This window comes from Pseudomonas sp. LBUM1663, from assembly GCF_059695905.1.
The window spans coordinates 4133616-4150194 of the sequence record NZ_CP166792.1; the positions used below are offsets into that span (position 1 = coordinate 4133616).

At 58.6% G+C, this 16579-nt stretch carries 19 protein-coding genes and 1 pseudogene; 14 read left to right on the forward strand and 6 right to left on the reverse strand.

The genetic code is table 11. The features are described 5' to 3' along the window. Positions 1 to 21 precede the first annotated feature (21 nt). The 4 genes from ACA075_RS18965 to ACA075_RS18980 are packed head-to-tail and all read left to right on the forward strand — an operon-like array spanning position 22 to position 2753. The gene (locus ACA075_RS18965) at positions 22 to 732 is read left to right on the forward strand and encodes an SDR family NAD(P)-dependent oxidoreductase (protein WP_497294591.1); all 711 of its coding nucleotides are present in this window, start codon (positions 22 to 24) and stop codon (positions 730 to 732) included. Positions 733 to 746: 14 nt separating this feature from the next. Further along, positions 747 to 1052, forward strand: a complete 306-nt coding sequence (locus ACA075_RS18970; RefSeq protein WP_219097325.1) for a DUF6482 family protein — start codon at positions 747 to 749, stop codon at positions 1050 to 1052. 25 nt (positions 1053 to 1077) lie between these two features. Next, positions 1078 to 2616: a cryptochrome/photolyase family protein gene (locus ACA075_RS18975; protein WP_497294592.1), complete on the forward strand. Its 1539-nt coding sequence runs from the start codon at positions 1078 to 1080 to the stop codon at positions 2614 to 2616. Beyond that, a complete protein-coding gene (locus tag ACA075_RS18980; protein ID WP_497294594.1) occupies positions 2613 to 2753 on the forward strand; it encodes a DUF2256 domain-containing protein in 141 nt (46 codons plus the stop codon). Before ACA075_RS18975 ends, ACA075_RS18980 begins: the two co-directional genes overlap by 4 nt. Positions 2754 to 3696: 943 nt before the next feature. Here the strand turns inward: ACA075_RS18980 and ACA075_RS18985 are convergent. Beyond that, positions 3697 to 4497 (reverse strand): GNAT family N-acetyltransferase, encoded by an 801-nt coding sequence (locus ACA075_RS18985; RefSeq protein WP_497294595.1) that lies wholly within the window; start codon positions 4495 to 4497, stop codon positions 3697 to 3699. Positions 4498 to 4795: 298 nt separating this feature from the next. On the opposite strand from ACA075_RS18985, the pseudogene ACA075_RS18990 reads away from it, so the two are divergent. Beyond that, positions 4796 to 5221: pseudogene (locus ACA075_RS18990) on the forward strand (alanine--glyoxylate aminotransferase family protein); the annotation flags it as partial. Between the two features lie 246 nt (positions 5222 to 5467). Here ACA075_RS18990 and ACA075_RS18995 read toward each other — a convergent pair. Further along, positions 5468 to 5830, reverse strand: coding sequence for a DUF6124 family protein (locus ACA075_RS18995; RefSeq protein ID WP_497294596.1), 363 nt, complete (start codon positions 5828 to 5830; stop codon positions 5468 to 5470). Between the two features lie 647 nt (positions 5831 to 6477). On the opposite strand from ACA075_RS18995, the gene ACA075_RS19000 reads away from it, so the two are divergent. The 4 genes from ACA075_RS19000 to phnE are packed head-to-tail and all read left to right on the forward strand — an operon-like array spanning position 6478 to position 9708. After that, on the forward strand, positions 6478 to 7329 hold the full coding sequence (locus ACA075_RS19000; protein ID WP_497294598.1) for a putative selenate ABC transporter substrate-binding protein: 852 nt from the start codon (positions 6478 to 6480) through the stop codon (positions 7327 to 7329). Then, complete coding sequence (locus ACA075_RS19005; protein WP_497294600.1) at positions 7326 to 8123, forward strand: phosphonate ABC transporter ATP-binding protein; 798 nt, start codon at positions 7326 to 7328, stop codon at positions 8121 to 8123. Before ACA075_RS19000 ends, ACA075_RS19005 begins: the two co-directional genes overlap by 4 nt. Further along, entirely contained in the window at positions 8117 to 8944 is an 828-nt protein-coding gene (locus ACA075_RS19010; RefSeq protein ID WP_497294602.1) for a PhnE/PtxC family ABC transporter permease, read from the forward strand. The genes ACA075_RS19005 and ACA075_RS19010 overlap by 7 nt, the downstream gene beginning before the upstream one ends. After that, positions 8941 to 9708 (forward strand): phosphonate ABC transporter, permease protein PhnE, encoded by a 768-nt coding sequence (gene phnE, locus ACA075_RS19015; RefSeq protein ID WP_497294604.1) that lies wholly within the window; start codon positions 8941 to 8943, stop codon positions 9706 to 9708. Before ACA075_RS19010 ends, phnE begins: the two co-directional genes overlap by 4 nt. A gap of 21 nt (positions 9709 to 9729) precedes the next feature. Here the strand turns inward: phnE and ACA075_RS19020 are convergent, their stop codons facing one another. Both ACA075_RS19020 and ACA075_RS19025 read right to left on the reverse strand, forming a co-directional pair. Then, positions 9730 to 10122 (reverse strand): GFA family protein, encoded by a 393-nt coding sequence (locus tag ACA075_RS19020; protein WP_497294605.1) that lies wholly within the window; start codon positions 10120 to 10122, stop codon positions 9730 to 9732. Positions 10123 to 10151: 29 nt separating this feature from the next. Beyond that, on the reverse strand, positions 10152 to 10484 hold the full coding sequence (locus ACA075_RS19025) for a hypothetical protein (protein ID WP_497294606.1): 333 nt from the start codon (positions 10482 to 10484) through the stop codon (positions 10152 to 10154). A gap of 86 nt (positions 10485 to 10570) precedes the next feature. On the opposite strand from ACA075_RS19025, the gene ACA075_RS19030 reads away from it, so the two are divergent. The 5 genes from ACA075_RS19030 (at position 10571) to ACA075_RS19050 (ending at position 14506) form a co-directional block, all read left to right on the forward strand. Continuing rightward, positions 10571 to 10741 (forward strand): hypothetical protein, encoded by a 171-nt coding sequence (locus ACA075_RS19030; protein ID WP_497294607.1) that lies wholly within the window; start codon positions 10571 to 10573, stop codon positions 10739 to 10741. 31 nt (positions 10742 to 10772) lie between these two features. Next, positions 10773 to 11009 carry a hypothetical protein gene (locus ACA075_RS19035; protein ID WP_497294609.1) on the forward strand — a complete coding sequence of 79 codons (237 nt, stop codon included), beginning with the start codon at positions 10773 to 10775 and terminating at the stop codon, positions 11007 to 11009. 224 nt (positions 11010 to 11233) lie between these two features. After that, the gene (locus tag ACA075_RS19040) at positions 11234 to 12778 is read left to right on the forward strand and encodes a multicopper oxidase family protein (protein ID WP_497294610.1); all 1545 of its coding nucleotides are present in this window, start codon (positions 11234 to 11236) and stop codon (positions 12776 to 12778) included. A gap of 12 nt (positions 12779 to 12790) precedes the next feature. After that, positions 12791 to 13927 carry a hypothetical protein gene (locus tag ACA075_RS19045; RefSeq protein ID WP_497294611.1) on the forward strand — a complete coding sequence of 379 codons (1137 nt, stop codon included), beginning with the start codon at positions 12791 to 12793 and terminating at the stop codon, positions 13925 to 13927. 3 nt (positions 13928 to 13930) lie between these two features. Further along, a complete protein-coding gene (locus tag ACA075_RS19050; protein WP_497294613.1) occupies positions 13931 to 14506 on the forward strand; it encodes an SCO family protein in 576 nt (191 codons plus the stop codon). A 36-nt stretch (positions 14507 to 14542) separates the two neighbouring features. Here ACA075_RS19050 and ACA075_RS19055 read toward each other — a convergent pair whose 3' ends face one another. Together ACA075_RS19055 and ACA075_RS19060 are read right to left on the reverse strand one after the other, a co-directional pair. Further along, the gene (locus ACA075_RS19055) at positions 14543 to 15340 is read right to left on the reverse strand and encodes a transporter substrate-binding domain-containing protein (RefSeq protein ID WP_497294614.1); all 798 of its coding nucleotides are present in this window, start codon (positions 15338 to 15340) and stop codon (positions 14543 to 14545) included. Between the two features lie 69 nt (positions 15341 to 15409). Continuing rightward, complete coding sequence (locus ACA075_RS19060) at positions 15410 to 16579, reverse strand: NAD(P)/FAD-dependent oxidoreductase (protein WP_497294615.1); 1170 nt, start codon at positions 16577 to 16579, stop codon at positions 15410 to 15412.

Sequence of the window (16579 nt, forward strand, 5' to 3'; positions counted from 1 at the left end):
ACACGGTGTGGGAGAGGCGAAATGAACAGTTCCTTTGCGATGAACTCACTTGGCGACGGCTACCGCGCCTTAGTGATAGGCGCCAGTGGAGCGCTTGGCGCGGCGTTTTGTGAGTTGCTGAAGGAAGATCCACGATGCTCGGTTGTTCGTGAGCTGGGGCGCAAGAGTGCTCCAGGATTGGACCTGGAAGAGCCCGACAGTATCGCGAGGGCGGCCGCCGAATTAGCTGAAGAAGCCCCGTACCAGTTGATCTTGCATGCCGCCGGGCTGCTCCATCGCGACGACATCAAGCCTGAAAAAAGTTACTCCGCGATTGAAGCAGATGCGCTCCAGGTGATATTCCAAGTCAACACGCTTGGGCCTGCGCTGGTTCTGCGTCACTTTCTGCCCTTGCTTGATCCTCGTGGCGCGATGGCGATGCTCTCCGCCAAGGTGGGCAGTATCGACGATAACCGTTTGGGCGGCTGGTATGCCTATCGCGCCTCAAAGGCGGCGTTGAACATGTTGATTAAAACGGCTGCGATCGAACTAGCGCGAACACGCCCTCAGACCCGCTTGCTGAGTCTTCATCCAGGCACGGTAATTTCAAGTCTGTCGCAACCCTTTCACGGGGCCTCTGCCGCTAGGCCGGCGAGCGTTGCCGCCGGTGAATTGTTATCACTGATCGACCGCTTAGTACCTGCCGACAGCGGCCATTTTTTTGCTTATAACGGAGAACGCCTACCGTGGTAGGCAGGGAGTGAACCTTGAATCTGCAAGCGTTGACCGAGCGGGCCGCGAATGGCGAAGTACGTGAGTTGGAGCTGCTGTCTCTGGAAGGCGGTTTTTATCTGGCGCGAGTCGGGCTGGATCACGGCCAGTTCACGCTGCTGGACGATACATCGAAGCCTATGCACCTTCGCTCCATCAATCACCTGCGTGAGTTATTGCAGCTTGTCCCGCCATTTCCCTGCGTACTTGTGCAGCAGTGCGTCCATGACGAGATGTGCGGTTCACGTGAAGGGCCCATTGAGTCGTTACGTATTCCTTTCTCGCTGACTGCGCCTTGGTGAGTCACCTTCCGTTGGACTCTGTCGAATGAATAAGAGTCACCGGCTATGCCTGGTATTGGGCGATCAGTTGTCTTTTGACCTGGCCTCATTGAAGGGGCTGGACAGCGAGCGCGATACGGTTTTACTGGTCGAAGTGATGGAGGAAGCCAGCCATGTCCCCCATCATCCGCAAAAAATCGCATTGATCTTCAGTGCCATGCGCCATTTTGCTGAGGCGTTGAAGCAGTGCGGCATCCGCGTGCAATACGTCACGCTCGATGATCCGCAAAATAGTGGATCGGTGCCGGGCGAATTACGGCGCTGGCAGTCACTGCTGCAACCGGATGAGCTGCACCTGACAGAATGCGGTGACTGGCGCCTGGAGCAGTCGCTGAAAGATTGTGGCTTGGCGATCCAGTGGCATACCGATAGCCGTTTTCTCTGCACCCGACTCGAGTTTGCGTCCTGGGCCGAAGGCAAAAAGCAGCTGCGCATGGAGTTCTTCTACCGTGAGATGCGACGCAAGAGTGGCCTGTTGCTCAACGGCGACGGCAGCCCGGTCGGCGGCGCCTGGAACTTTGATGCCGAAAACCGCAAGTCACTGCCCAAAGGCGTGAGAGCTCCCTCGTCCATGCACTTTTCGGCAGATGCGATAACCCAGGACGTGGTGTCGCTGGTCGCAAAAACCTTCTCCGGCCACTACGGCGCCCTCGACACCTTTGACTACCCGGTAACGCACGCCGATGCCCAAGCGTTGTGGGACTACTTCCTCGACTGGGGTCTGGCCGCCTTCGGAGACTACCAAGATGCCATGGCCAGTGATGAACCCTTCCTGTTCCATGCGAGGATCAGCGCCGCGCTGAATATCGGCCTGCTGGACCTGCGTCAATTGTGCAGCGACGTCGAAGCGGCGTATTGGGCGCGCAGGATTCCGCTAAACGCCGCCGAAGGCTTTATCCGCCAACTCATCGGCTGGCGCGAATACGTTCGGGGCGTCTACTGGCTGAAAATGCCCGACTACGCCGGCGGCAATCTGTTTGGTAACAGCAGGCCGCTTCCAGCGTTCTATTGGACCGGCGACACCAAGATGAACTGCATGGGCCAGGCGATCGGCCAAAGTTTGAAACATGCCTACGCCCACCACATCCAGCGGCTGATGGTGACCGGCAACTTTGCACTGCTGGCCGGCATTGCGCCGAGCGAGATTTGCGATTGGTACCTGGCCATCTACATGGACGCGTTCGACTGGGTCGAACTGCCCAATACACTGGGCATGGTCATGCACGCCGATGGTGGTTACCTGGGCTCCAAGCCCTACTGCGCCAGTGGCCAATACATAAAGCGCATGTCTGACTACTGCCGTAACTGCGCGTACAAAGTCAGTGAAAGCACGACGGACGACGCCTGCCCTTTCAACTCGCTTTACTGGCATTTCCTGATGCGTCACGGCGACCTTCTGCGCAGCAATCATCGCATGGGCATGGTCTACAAAAACCTTGATCGGATGACTGAATCCAAGCAACAAGCGCTCTGGGAACGTGGCGAGAAACTGCTCGCCAAACTGGATGCCGGGGAGTTGCTTTGAGGAAGAGCGAACTCCCGGTCAAAACGTGTGCGGTCTGCGGACTACCCTTCGCCTGGCGCAAGAAATGGGCGCGCTGCTGGGCGGAGGTGCGCTACTGCTCGGAGCGTTGCCGGCGGCAAAGACGCATTGAACGCTGAGCATTCATACTAGATACGATTACAAAGTGCCAATTCGATTAGTAAACTCAACTCCAGGCAGTAGTGCCTAGTGCCTTATAGCTACAAAAAATTAGATAAATATGTATAACGCACATATGAACACTGCTCTGAAGTGTCAATTTGTAGTGGCTAAGCATTGAGCCGCTCACACTCTTTTTAGCCTCTAACCGGGTTGAATAAGTACTCTTCAGACACAGCTTTTCTTTATTGTCGTAGATATTTAAACCTATAGGCGAAGTTTGGCTGTAGAAGCGTACTCCGTTGCGTGTCGAACCAGTTTCTGTAGGGATTGCAGGAACAACAACAAATCTCAAGGTCATCCCCACATCCTCTCCATGAGCCACCACTATTAGCGGCTTAAAAGCCACCACGACAAGCGATGCTGATCAGTATCCGATGAGCAGCACGAACTGCTGAAGACGTGGGATCCTAAACAGGCTATGTAAGAGCTTCTCTGCTGACAAAGCATCTCATCACAGTCAAATTCATCGACTTCTAAAAATTATCTTACTGCTACGCGTCCTTATCGATGGACGGATTGTATCGGCTGGAAGAGAACATCGCCAAGCTGAAGACGCAAATGTAGGAGCTTCAAGCGATCGAAATCCAGCTCAATAATTCGCCGGATAAACAGGTCTCACTGACCGATCCAGACAGCCGCTCCATGATGCGACTCGACGACGAGTTCGACGCTGGGAGCATGAAGCCGTATTGGAGGAGATGCAGCTTCGGCTGAGCAAAGCACCAGCTCGAACAGCTTGATCAACAGGGCCTCCCCCATGAGGAGTACCAGAAGCGCTACAAGCTGATCATGGCTGACTAGGCTCCGTACCGGTCCTGACATGCAGTTGAGGGTCGTTTGCCGTCCTTCGCGACAGGCACAAAACGGCCAGAAGCGAACGGTCAAACTCAGCCGTTTATTTCAGCTATCTGCCAGGCGGTATAGTGCTTGAGCATGGGATGCCGTTAACCCGGCACGTTGCAGATTTCGGCGGCTTTGGGAGCTGGCCAGCGCGGTCGCAGCGACCCAGTGGCAGCAATGCTTCTTTGCTTGCTCTATTCGGTGAGAAATCAGTGCTCCGTGGTAGCCATAGCCCCGGGCATCCTTTCGGGTTGCAGCCGTTCCAAGGTAGGCAATGCCATTGCTGGCCAAGTACATCGAAGCTCCTGCCACCACTGTCCCGTCCGCTTTCAGGACGTAGATTTTCAGACGTCCGTCAGGCGTCTGCCCTGCAAAGGAAGCCTGATTCAGCAGCCGGTGCTCCGGCTTGGTATGAAAGCCGCCCGCGTGCACATCTGCGAATAGAGCCAGAGTCTTCGACGTGACCTCTTCAATTTCGAATGAGTGACGACTCAAAACCACCTTTTCAATGGCACAAGCGAATTGCAAGTGGGTCCACCCCCTCAAACGCTCAAGCCGTACTTCGCCCACTAAAGCGTATTGCTCCAGCGCCGAAGGTTTTCCGATAAGAGGGGTTACGGTCGAATGTTCCGCTGACTCATTGAGCAATTTCAACACTGTCAGGGGATCGCCGGCGATGTCACCGTAGATGCGGTTGAACATTGGGCTAGGCGACGCCTTCACTTGAAAGCACGGAAAGTCTGCGTTGAAAAAAACACGTGCGCCATAAGGATTTCCGCTTACCCCTGCCAGGCTCTCAACGCGCGAACGTAAATACTCGCTTTCTGCGGCCTCAATTTTATGAGCCAGTTCAACATCCATGTTCGTCGTCCTTTTTGAAGAATTCCAAGAGAGGTAAAGCGCATCGACCGGTTGAATCCACAGCCATAAGCAGTCAGTGGACAGACTAGGCGCAACCTGATTGCCGCGTTGCACCATCGTTGTCGACAAACCGGATTGGGGGTAGTTGCACCGTTTCACTCGTTATAGGTAATTGTCTGCTTTTTACCGTTGTATTTCATGTGCGCAATCTGCGCAGTTAGAACCAGTTGCCGCCCACAGGTGATGCCAGCCGCTCGACAGAAGTCGCCATTCAATCCCGAGCAATCTTGTCATTTGCATGCAGGCCTACGAACAGGGCGGACATGCCTACCATGCGACCATGCCCAGCGATTCCCTCGCGCGATTTAACGAAGTGATGAAAGAGACGCAAGCCTACGGTTTCGACAAGGTCCGCGGCGAACAACAGGCGCTGGGCGATCGGGTGCGCGCAATGTTCACCGGCAAAGGCATCAAAAGCGTGGCCGCAGCTGGCTTTCAGGCCCCTGGTTTAGTGGTGAGCTACACCGATGATGCCGACATCAAGAGCGGTAAGAAATTTGCCAGCCACGGCCTACAGATCGCCGCCGGAGTGCCATTGCAATGCGACGAGCCGGCCGACTTCCAGACCTTCCGCATCGGTCTGTTCGGACTCGAAAAGCTGCACAATATCGAGCGCACGGTCAGCACCCTCGAGCAGGCACTGGACGAGGTGATGATTAACTAAGCCCTCATCGTGGCCGCGGCAGATACCGAACTTGTGAATTCCAGGAAGTCATCCTGCCCTGGGCACTGCCGGCCCATGGCGCTGACCTTCGACGCCGAAGAGGGACGAACACACCTGAGCAATGAGCTGGGCTACTTCGTGCAAATCTTCATAACCGAATGCCCCTCCGGTTCGGACCTTTGATTCTGATGCAGTAACCTCCCCTCTGTGACGACGGGTTAACCCACCGCCACAGAGGGTTCACTCTTACTCCTTCACCTCAACCTTATCCAACGCCTGATTCACCGCCAATTCCCCCAACATCACCACTTGGGTAATCCCCAGCAGGGTCTTGCGATGTGAGTTATCCAGCAACGCCGCAAAGTTACTGAGCATGGTGGTGGCCGAGCCCAATGATTCGCTGGCGTTGGCCAGCAGGGATTCGGTGTCGTACTTGGGGTTGGCGAGGAACATGGGTTCGGGTTCGTGGTTGCTGGCCATGATGTGGGCGCCCGGGTTGAGGTAGTGATCGAGGGCGCGTTCCGCGGCTTCGTGGAGTTTTTTCGAATCGAGGGATTCGTAGGGCGATGCCGGATCGGTGTCCGGTGGGTTAGGTGTTGGTTTGATCATAAATGAAGCTCCCGTCACAAATGTAAGGAGCCATCACTCTCGCTACCAAACGAGGGTGGCGGCCATACGTGGGTTGGTAGACCGGTTGCGACAGGAAACCCGGCGCTCACAAAGGAGCCCCACGCATGCCCACCATAAAAGCAGAGTCCGAAAAGAAGGGACTGCCTAAGGTGTCGCCATGCGACTGTCACAAGCGGGCTACCAAACCCGATCACTGTTTTTCAGTGACCAGGAAACGATATAGCCCACCCCAAAGCCGCACAAGCCGGCCGATTCTGGCGCACGCGTAGGTAACGACGCAAGGCGTTGTAGCCGTTAGGACGTAACGCCGAGTGTCTTTAAACACGCGCCCTCAAACATGTTTAAGGCATTAAAAAAACAGGGACGCGTAGCGCTCGCCCAAAAGCGTACACGCAGGCCTGTTTGCGTCAGAAAACAATGACAGAGATTAAAATGCCGGTTGAATGCCAACGGTGCGGTCAAGGTTCACTTCGAGCAATGGTTGTGCAGTCCTTCACGATACCCATTGACGAGGTCAAAAGCGGTTAATATGCCCCCCGCTTCGTCTACCCTCACAAAGCGCCAGGCACGATTCCGCTTGTGCCAGGCGCGTCAATATTTTTCCGTTCATTCACCGGAGAGCTTCCATGCTCAAACGTACCCTGGCATTGGCCGTCGGCCTTACCCTGACATTTGGCAGCCTGTTGGCGCAGGCCGCCGACACCTTGAAAGTCAGCGCGATTCCCGATGAAGCCCCTACTGAGCTGCTGCGCAAGTTCAAGCCGCTTGGCGCTTATCTGGAGCAAAAACTCGGGATGAAGGTCGAGTTCGTTCCCGTGAGCGACTATCCGGCGGTGGTCGAGGCGCTGGCCACCGACCGCATCGACATGGCCTGGCTGGGCGGCTTCACGTTTGTACAGGCACGCCTGAAAACCGGCAATGCCATTCCGCTGGTGCAGCGCGAACAGGACGCCCAGTTCACCAGCAAATTCATCACCGCCGACCCGAACGTCAAATCCCTTGCCGACCTGAAAGGCAAGACCTTCGCCTTCGGCTCGGTGTCCTCGACGTCGGGCAGTCTCATGCCGCGCTATTTCATGCTCAAGGATGGCATCAAGCCTGAAACCTACTTCCGCCGCGTCGGCTACTCCGGCGCCCATGACGCCACTGTCGCCTGGGTCCAGGCCGGCAAGGTTGACGCCGGGGTGCTGAACGCCAGCGTGTGGGAAAAGCTGGTCGCCGCCGGCAAGGTCGACACCGCCAAAGTCAAAGTGTTTGCGACCACCCCGGCCTACTTCGACTACAACTGGACGGTGCGCGGGACCCTCGACCCGGCGCTGGCGGCGAAAATCAAGGCCGCTTTCCTCGCACTCGATCCAGCGAACCCGAAGGACAAGGAGATTCTCGATTTGCAGGCGGCCAGCCGGTTCATCGAAACCAGTCCTGATAACTACAAAGGCATCGAGGAAGCCGCACGCGCCGCCGATCTGCTGAAATGACATTACGTCTGACCCAGGTCAGCCTGACCCACGCCAACGGCGTCCAGGCATTGCGAGACGTGGATCTGCACATCGGTGCAGGCGAACAGGTTGCCGTCGTCGGCCCGTCCGGCGCCGGCAAGTCGAGCCTGCTCAACCTGTTGGCCACCGCTTTGCCACCGGACAACGGCGAGTTACAGGTGCTCGGCGAACCCGCGTGGCAGCTGTCTGCCCGGCAGCGCCAGCGTTTGCGCGCACGCATCGGTCTGATCCATCAATCGCCACCCCTGCCACCGCGCCAGCGTGTGGTCACCGCGGTGCTGGCCGGAAAGCTGGGGCAATGGGGCCTGGGCAAGAGCCTGCTGAACCTGATGCATCCGCTGGATATTCCGGGCGCCCGCGCTGCACTGGCCAGGCTCGACCTGAGCGACAAACTCTTCGCCCAATGCCAGCAACTGTCCGGCGGACAGCTTCAGCGGGTGGGCATTGCCCGCGTGTTGTATCAAGCGCCCGAGGTGTTACTGGCCGATGAGCCGGTTTCGGCGATGGACCCGGTGCTGGCCGAACACACGCTTTCGGTGCTCTGCCGCCACGCCCGGGAGCACAACGTCACCCTGGTCGCCAGCCTGCATGCGGTGGAGCTGGCCCTGGCGCACTTTTCGCGGATCATCGGCCTGCGTGACGGGCAGATCCTGTTCGACCTTGCGGCCGGCGATGTCGACCGCGAGCTGCTCGACAAGCTCTACGCCAATGAGCAACTGCACTCTTCGCCGGTGCCTCCAGTGTCCTTGAGTGTGCAGATTCCCCGATGCTGACGTCTGCCGCCCGCGACCCCGCCGCCCTGCCCCGTTTGCTCCTCAGCCTGCTGGCGATCGCCCTGTTGTGGCCGGGCATCCACTTCAGCGAATTGGACCTCGGCGTTTTAGTGGCGAGTGACAGTCAGAGCGAGATGGGCCGGTTTGTCTCCGCCTTCTGGCCTCCGGCCCATGACGCCGAGTTCATCACACTGCTGTTGCAAGCCACGCTGCAGACCCTGGCCATCGCCACGGCCGGCATGGCCCTGGCGTTGCTGTTGGCCGTCCCTGCCAGCCTGCTGGCCAGTCGCGCCCTGTCGCTGTCGGCAGCCTCCCGTGCCGGTCGCCCAAGCTTCGGCGGCCAACTGCTGCGTTGGCCGGTACGCGGTTTGCTGATCTTCCTGCGCAGCGTGCCGGAAATCGTCTGGGCCCTGCTGTTCGTGCGCGCCGTCGGCCTCGGCCCGACCGCCGGAGTATTGGCCATTGCGATTACCTACAGCGGCATGTTGGGCAAGGTCTACGCGGAAATTTTCGAGTCGGTCGACCAGAGACCGGCCCATGCATTGCTACGTTCAGGCAGCGGTCGACTGGCAGCGTTTTGCTACGGGATCTTGCCCAATGTCGCGGCGGAGCTGATGTCGTACACGGTGTACCGCTGGGAGTGCGCCATCCGCGCCTCGGTGGTGATGGGCTTCGTCGGTGCCGGCGGTCTGGGTCAGCAAATGGATCTGTCGTTACGCATGTTCGCCGGGGGTGAAGTGGCCAGTTTGTTACTGACGTTCCTCGTCCTGGTGCTGCTCGCCGATCAACTCAGCCGCCTGCTGCGCTGGAGGCTGACATGAATCGCTTGATCAACCTGGCGCTGGTCCTGGGCATTGGCGCCGCGGTAGTCGCCTCGTTCATCTACCTGGGCATCGACCTCGGCGAACTCGGCGGCGCCGGCAACCTGAAGCAGATGGCGGCCTATGTGCAGCGTTTCCTCAGCCCGGACCTGAGCGCGGGTCATCTGCAAGCCATCGGTCACGGCGCGCTGGAAACCATTGCCATGTCCGCCTTGGGCACCCTGCTCGCGGCGGTATTCGGCCTGCTGTTGGCATTGCCCGCGGCCGGGCGTTTCGGCTGGCCGTTGCAGAGTGCGTCGCGTCTGGTCCTCAATGCCTTGCGTGCGGTCCCGGAACTGGTATGGGCGGCGCTGATGGTGCTGGCCGCCGGACTCGGCCCCAATGCCGGCACCCTCGCCTTGGCCCTGCACACCACCGGCGTACTCGGCCGGCTGTTTGCCGAAGCACTGGAAAACACTCCGCCCGAACCGGCCGACGCCATCCGCCTGCAGGGTGGCAATGCCGTGTGGGCGTTCTGTTACGGCACACTGCCCAACCTGTTGCCGCAGTTGCTGGCCTACATCCTGTACCGCTGGGAAAACAATATCCGCATGGCCAGTGTGCTCGGCTTCGTCGGCGCCGGTGGTTTGGGACAAATGCTGTATGTCAGCCTCAGCCTGTTCCAGGAAGCTCAAGCCAGCACGGTGATCCTGGCCATGTTGCTACTGGTGTTCGCCGTCGATTCATTGAGCAGCTGGAGCCGTCAACGCTGGGTCAAGGCCTGACTGCTTCTTTCGCAGAACGGCCTACTCCTCCAAACGCCCCGTCCCCTCACGGTCGTGCTTGTAGTGTCTGATGAGCGCAAACGCCGGCAACCAGGACTCGCGACGCACCATCCAGCTTTCGTAGGTTGGCGTCAGTTGATCAGGGGCATCGAGGGATCCCAGGTTCACTTCGATTTCGTCGGCGGTGCGTGCGAAAACAGACGAACCGCAGCGCGGACAAAAATGCCGCCCGGCGTAGTCGCGTGTTTCGCCCTCGATCTTCACTGCCTCCTGAGGGAAGATCGCGCTGGCGTTGAACAGGGAACCGTGATGCTTGCGGCAATCGAGACAGTGACAAACGCCGACACGGTAGGGCCGTCCTGACGCTTCGATTCGAACATTGCCGCACAGGCAGCCGCCGGTGAATCGGTCCATGTTGCGTCTCCTCTGAATCCGCCCCTGCCTCACGCTGTCGACATGGCAAACGTGATGAACCCTGTCGTGATGGTGGTCAAGGTCAGCCCGAGCAAAAACAGGCCGTCGGCAACGCGCTCCAGTTGATAATTGCGCTTGGCCTTGCGGGTCCGTAGCGCCCAATAGGCAATCAGGCTCGTCGTCAAATAAACGATCGCGTTGATCGCCAACAGGTTCTGCCCGATAACGTCCTCCTGCCTGACGTTGATCACCACCCGAAGAATCCCGACAACGGTGAGGCAGACCCCTACCATCGCCCCGGATGAGGCGAATATGTGGACACAGATGTCGTCATCCAGCGTGGTGTTTCGTTCGGAAATCATCGAGCCACCTCGTCATTGCAGATGAGATTATCGGTCACGCTCATTGGCGTGGCCGAGCAGGATCATTGACTCAGTACGTGTATTGAATGGAAACCAAGGCCTTTGATCTGGTCAGGTTCAGCGTAACCCAGAAGCCAAAATCGGCATTCTGCGACCCGGGAAATCAGATAACCGGCGCGATGATTCAAGCCAGTCGAACACAGACCAGCGGGTTGGAAATATCGGACGAAACCGCCTACTTTTTCCTCTTTGAATGACAACGCGCAGTGGACGAAAAGGAGCCATCAAATGCGATCCCTCAAAATAATTCTCGTTACATCACTGCTCGGCGCAGGTCTGATCGTTCATATGGGCATCGCGAATGCCGAAGGCGACGTTGCGAAAGACGTCAGAGAAGACGTTCGTGATGTGGACAAAGATGTCGACCGAGACGGAAAAGACATCGATAAAGAAGCGAAGAAACTGGACAAAGAACGACATAAAGAAGGTCATCATCTCGATGAAGAGGCGAAAAAAGACCTTTGATGCTGATAGAAATGTGCTGCTCATCACCTGGACGCTGCTCCTTGGATCCCAAAACTTGCGCGTAACGAGAATTGTTCTAAGCTGCGAAAAGTTGCACGCAAAACCTCTCAACGCCATGCAGGACGTGGCCTTGCGCATTTGCGCGGTGTCTTCTGATCACCCTTCGGCAACGTACAGGCCAACTGCGCACGCAGTTCCTTGCCAAGCCATCGAAGGTCGCGATCATGCCCAGAGCTTTCAGCGTCCGCCCCTTTGCATTCTGCGCGAGCGTGTTGACGCTTGCATTGACCGGTTGTGCGACGCAGCAGTCCGCTGAGCCTGCGTCACAACCGCTGCGCCAGAATCCCGAATTCACCTACGATGCCAGCGGCGTGACCCACGCCACGCTGACGGCGGCCGAACAGCAGGTCAACGTCGGGAACGAGCGTTATGTTTCGCTGGTGTTCAACGGTGACTACGATTCGCCGCTGATTCGCACGCGACCGGGCGGCACCATGGCGATCCGCCTGGATAACCGCATGGACGAAATCACCAACCTGCATTTCCACGGCATGCAGGTGTCGCCCCTGGATCAGGGCGACAATATTTTTCGCGTGACCCAGCCCCATCAGGTCGGCGACTACAACGTCAAGCTGCCCCTCAATCACAGCCCTGGCGCCTACTGGTATCACAGCCATTTCCATGGTGGCTCCCAGCGTCAGGTGTCCGCCGGGATCGCCGGACCGATCCTCGTCGACGGCATGCTCGATCCGTTTCCCGAACTCAAGGGCATCAAGGAACAAGTGCTGGTCCTGCGTAACTTTCAGAAAACCCTGACGGGTAAAGTCGCCAGCGACATCATCACCAGCGCGCCGTCGATTCGCACGGTCAACGGCCAGGAAGTGCCGATTATTGACATCAAGCCCGGCGAAACCCAGCTCTGGCATTTCATCAATATTGCGGCGAACCAGTATTTCCGGATTCGCATCAACGGTCAGTCGGTGCAGGTGTTGTCGCGCGATGGCAACACCGTCACGCGCCGGGTCGACGCAGATCAGGTGCTGATCGGGCCATCGGCGCGGTTCAGCGTGTTGGTGGTCGGGCCACCGGCAGGCACCTACGAAGTCGACACAGGCTCCGGCAATACCGGCCCGGCCGGCGATGACTACCCGGCGGCCAAACTGGCGGTGTTGCGCTCCAGCGGTGAACGGGTCGCGACCCGGCAGATCACCAGCGCCTATCCGCCGGCAGAGGACTTCAGCAAGATCGCGGTGAACAAGACGCGTCAGTTCGCCTTCCAGGATTCAGACACCGACTCCACCGCGTTCTTGATCAACGGCACCCGCTTCGAACTGGACCGGGTCAATACCACGGTCAAGCTCGGCGATGTGGAAGAGTGGCGCCTGTTCAACCCGTCCCAGGAATTGCACCAGTTTCATATTCACCAGGTGGACTTCCAGGTCACCGAAATCAATGGCAAACCGGTGCAGTTCAGCGGCTACCGGGACAATGTGTTCATCCCCGCCACGGGCTCGATCACCGTGCGCATTCCGTTTCGCGATCCGGTGATTCTCGGCAAGTTTGTCTACCACTGCCACATCCTCGAACACGAGGACGGCGGCATGATGCAGGCAATCCAGGTGGTCAAGCCCGAGGACTATGAGCAGGCGGTCAAGCTTGAGCCCCTGGGCGGGCTTTACGGTGAAAACAACCAGTTGTGCTCCTACCTGCGCAACACCGGACAGGACCCGAAAGCGTCCAGCCCGCCGATCAAGCCGCTCATCAAGTAAAAGGGGGGCGCCATGAGCAATTATCGCTTGGCTGTTTTGCTGGTGGGATCGGTGTGTGCCGTTGAATCGACGCTGGCCGATGACGGGCAATACCCCAACGTCGGCATGGATTACGACGCGACTTTTCAATATGACCACGTGCATGCCGATTCGCCCCAGGGCGGCAATCGCAACAGCACGGATGCCTACCCGGACATCAACACCACGTTTTACTTCCGTTTCACCCACGACCAGCAGATCCGGTTTTCCACCGAGATCAACCCCATAGCGGGCCCGGAACCTGGGCAGAAACGTTTTTTTGAAGACGTGGGACTGGTGATCAACGACCTCAACTATTACCAGAACAACGCCAATTCGGCCTTCAGTGTCGGCAAGTACCACGTGCCGTTCGGTCGAGCCCAGGACCAGGCACCCGGCCTCTACACCAATGATTACGTCGCCACCTACGACCTCGACGGCATGCTCGGCGGCACGGTGGCGTATCGGTTTTTCGATCAGCGCCTGGGCATGATCGAACCCAACGTCAGTGTCTACACCGCCGACAATTCTTTTCTCGGCCGGCCTTACCTGCGCCATGGCGAGAAGCTCCAGCGCAGCGACGGTGGTCCTTCGAACACCGGGAAGCTCGACTCCTATGCGGTGACGGTGAACTGGCTGGCGATTCCGGCGGTGCCTTATCTGGAAACGCAGTTCGGCTACATGTTCAACAAAAAGGCCGAGGACGAGACGCAAGCCAATCCACCGGGTGAAGACGATGAAACCATCAAGATCGCCTCCGCCCGCTACATCTGGGCCTACGCGCCGAGTACCGACCTGGAGCCGACGCTGGCGGGGCGTTACTTCGATATCGTGCCCTTCATCGAATTCGCCGATGTCGACAATGAAGATGGCATCAAAGGCAATGACACCCGTTACCTCACCACCTCGCTGACGTTCGATTTCGGCGACTGGGCCCTTGGCGCAACTCGCACCGACAAGCATCGCGAATCGACCGGGGGCGCGGATCACCAGGATTACCTCAACGAACTGAGCCTGACCTACAACATCACCGGCCAGATCAAGCTCGGGCTGTCCGCCGGCACCCAGAAAGAGGACGGCCAACTGTCTGAACTGGTCGGGCTGGCGTTGACCTATTCGGGAGGGTATTGAGCGATGAACAGCCTACGCGTGGCAGGCCTTCTGTTGCTGATGGGGCTGGCGAGCGACGTCACGGCGGCGGCCCGTACCGACATCGGCGGGCCGTTCCAACTGACCAACCAGAATGGCCAGCGGGTCACCGAACGCAGCTTTGGCCAACCGGCGTTGCTGTACTTCGGGTTCATGACCTGCCCGGCCATTTGCCCTACTGACCTGGCGAAAATGGCCCGTATCAGTCGGCAACTGCAAAAAGACAAAGGCATCACGGTGCGACCGGTTTTCGTCACCATCGACCCGGAACGTGACACGCCGAAAAAACTCAAGGAGTACGTAGGCTACTTCGCCAAAGACTTCGTCGGCCTGACCGGCTCGGCGCAAGACATCGTGCGCATCACCGACGCTTATCACGTGTATTACAAGAAAGTGCCGTCCGGAGACAAGCCGGACCAGTACATGATGGACCACTCGACAATCCTGTTTCTACTCGACAGCCAGGGCCGCTACCTCAAGCATTTCGGTCGCGGGATGGATGAGCAGGACATCGAGAAACAGGTGGTCGCTGCACTGGAAAATACGGCGACCGGTCGTTGAATCAATTCCCCCAAGTTGCTTTCCGTTGACCAGGTTTCATTGTGGCCAGAGATCCACCGGAAAGTACTTCTGCGAAATTTGCGTGTACTCGCCCGAATCATGCAATTGCGTGAGCGCCTGATCGATTCGCGCCTTGAGTGCAGTGTCACTCTTGCGCAGGCCCGCGCCGACACCCAGGCCATAGAGCAAGGGGTCCATCTTGACGCTGCCGATGCCTTTCTCCTCGTAGGCCAACCCGTCCTGGGACTTCAGGAAATCGATGTCGCCGAGCTTGTCGAGGAACATGACGTCGATACGGCCCGCCAACAGATCGGCGTTGCAGTCATCCTGCGTGGTGTAGATGCGGATGTTCGATGCCTTGCCGTAAGCGGTCTGGATGAATTCGGCGTTGGTGGTCGAGCCCTGCACACCGATGGATTTACCGGCCAGGCCTTCCGGTGTCAGCGTCAGGTTGACGTCCTTCGCGGCGACAAAGATCCCCGTGGTCTCGTAGTACGGACGCGAGAACGCGATGACTTTCTGCCGTTCCGGGCTGATGCCCATTGAGTTGAAGAGCACGTCGAACTTGTTGGCGAGCAGGGCCGGAATGATGCCGTCCCAGGCCACTTCCTTGATCTCGCACTCGGCTTTCATCTGCTCGCAGAGCGCGCGGATCAGGTCGGGCTCGAAACCGGTGTATTGCCCGGTGGGCGTCTTGACGAGGAACGGCGGATACGGTTCGGCGGCAACGCCGAAACGCAGCTTGTCTTCTGTTGCGCCGGCCGGAGCGGTCAAGGCACTCAACGTCAGGCCGATGGAGGCCAGCAAAGCCAGATTGCGGAATATTCGTTTCATGGTCGATCCCTTTTTTTCAGGAGGATGGTTGCAAATAAAACGATTCAACATCAGTACAAAACAGCCTTTCTACGCCTGGGGCACCGGCAACGGCAGCCATCCCTGGATCGCTTGCCAGTCCGATTCCAGGCTCGCAAAACGAGAGAGCGAAAAGGTCGACAGATCGGCAAAACTGCATTCGCCGTCGACAACGAGATCGCGAATGGCATGACCGCTCGCCGGCGAGAGCCCGAAACCGACACCGGACATCGTCGCGACGGTGAGGTTATCCAGCGCGGCGGGACGGTCGATGACGGGGCGTCCGTCCGGCGTGTTTTCGATGAACCCTGCCCAACTGCGAATGACCCGTTTGTGAGCGATTTTGGGGAACAGCTCGGCCAGTCGTTTGGCGATGTTGCATTGCAGGGGCGTCGACTGCGGACGTGTGCCGCGCAGATCGGCGAGCTCGACCCATTCGTGCGGGCCGCCCCCGTAGGCCAGGTTGCCGCGCAGGGTCTGCCGACCATACAAACCGTTGCCATCCACGCCCCCCACCTCCAGTAACGGCAGCGGTTCGGTCACGATCATCTCCGCGCGAGCGGTGACCAGCGGAATGTCGACGCCCAGTTGGGCCGCCAACTCGCCGGTATGTGGGCCGGCGGCAATCACCAGGTGGTCGCAGGCGATCAAGCCTTGTGCCGTGCGCACGCCCGTCACGCGGTCGCCTTGGCGTTCGATGGCGACGACAGGCGTGTGCTCGAGCACACGGCCGCCGAGATTTTGCAGCGCCCATGCATAGGCCTGCAGGGTGCGGTGCGGATTGGCGTGGCCGCCGAAATGGTAGTAATAGCCCGCCAATACGTTGTCGCCGGCGAAGGGCACGAGTTCCCGCACCTCCTGAGGGTCAAGGAGGTCAACGCGCAACCCATAATACTGGGCTTCGTCCACGACTTTTTTGTCGAGTGACAACTGGTGTTCGGTGAGGTCGATACTGATGCGGTCCGGGCGATATTCGGTCGGGTAACCGAGCAGTTCGTCCATCATCGGCCACAGGCGCTGTTCTTCGAGAAACAGCGGGCTGTGGTGATGCGAGCATCCGCCGCCATTACGGCCCGAGGCGCCCCAGCCAATCAGGTGGGCATCGAGCACCAGCACATCGACGCCCTCGCGCGCCAGCCACCAGGCGGCGCTCAATCCGGTCACGCCGCCACCGACGATGACGACGGACGCACGGTTGGACGATTTCTTGACTGCGTGCAT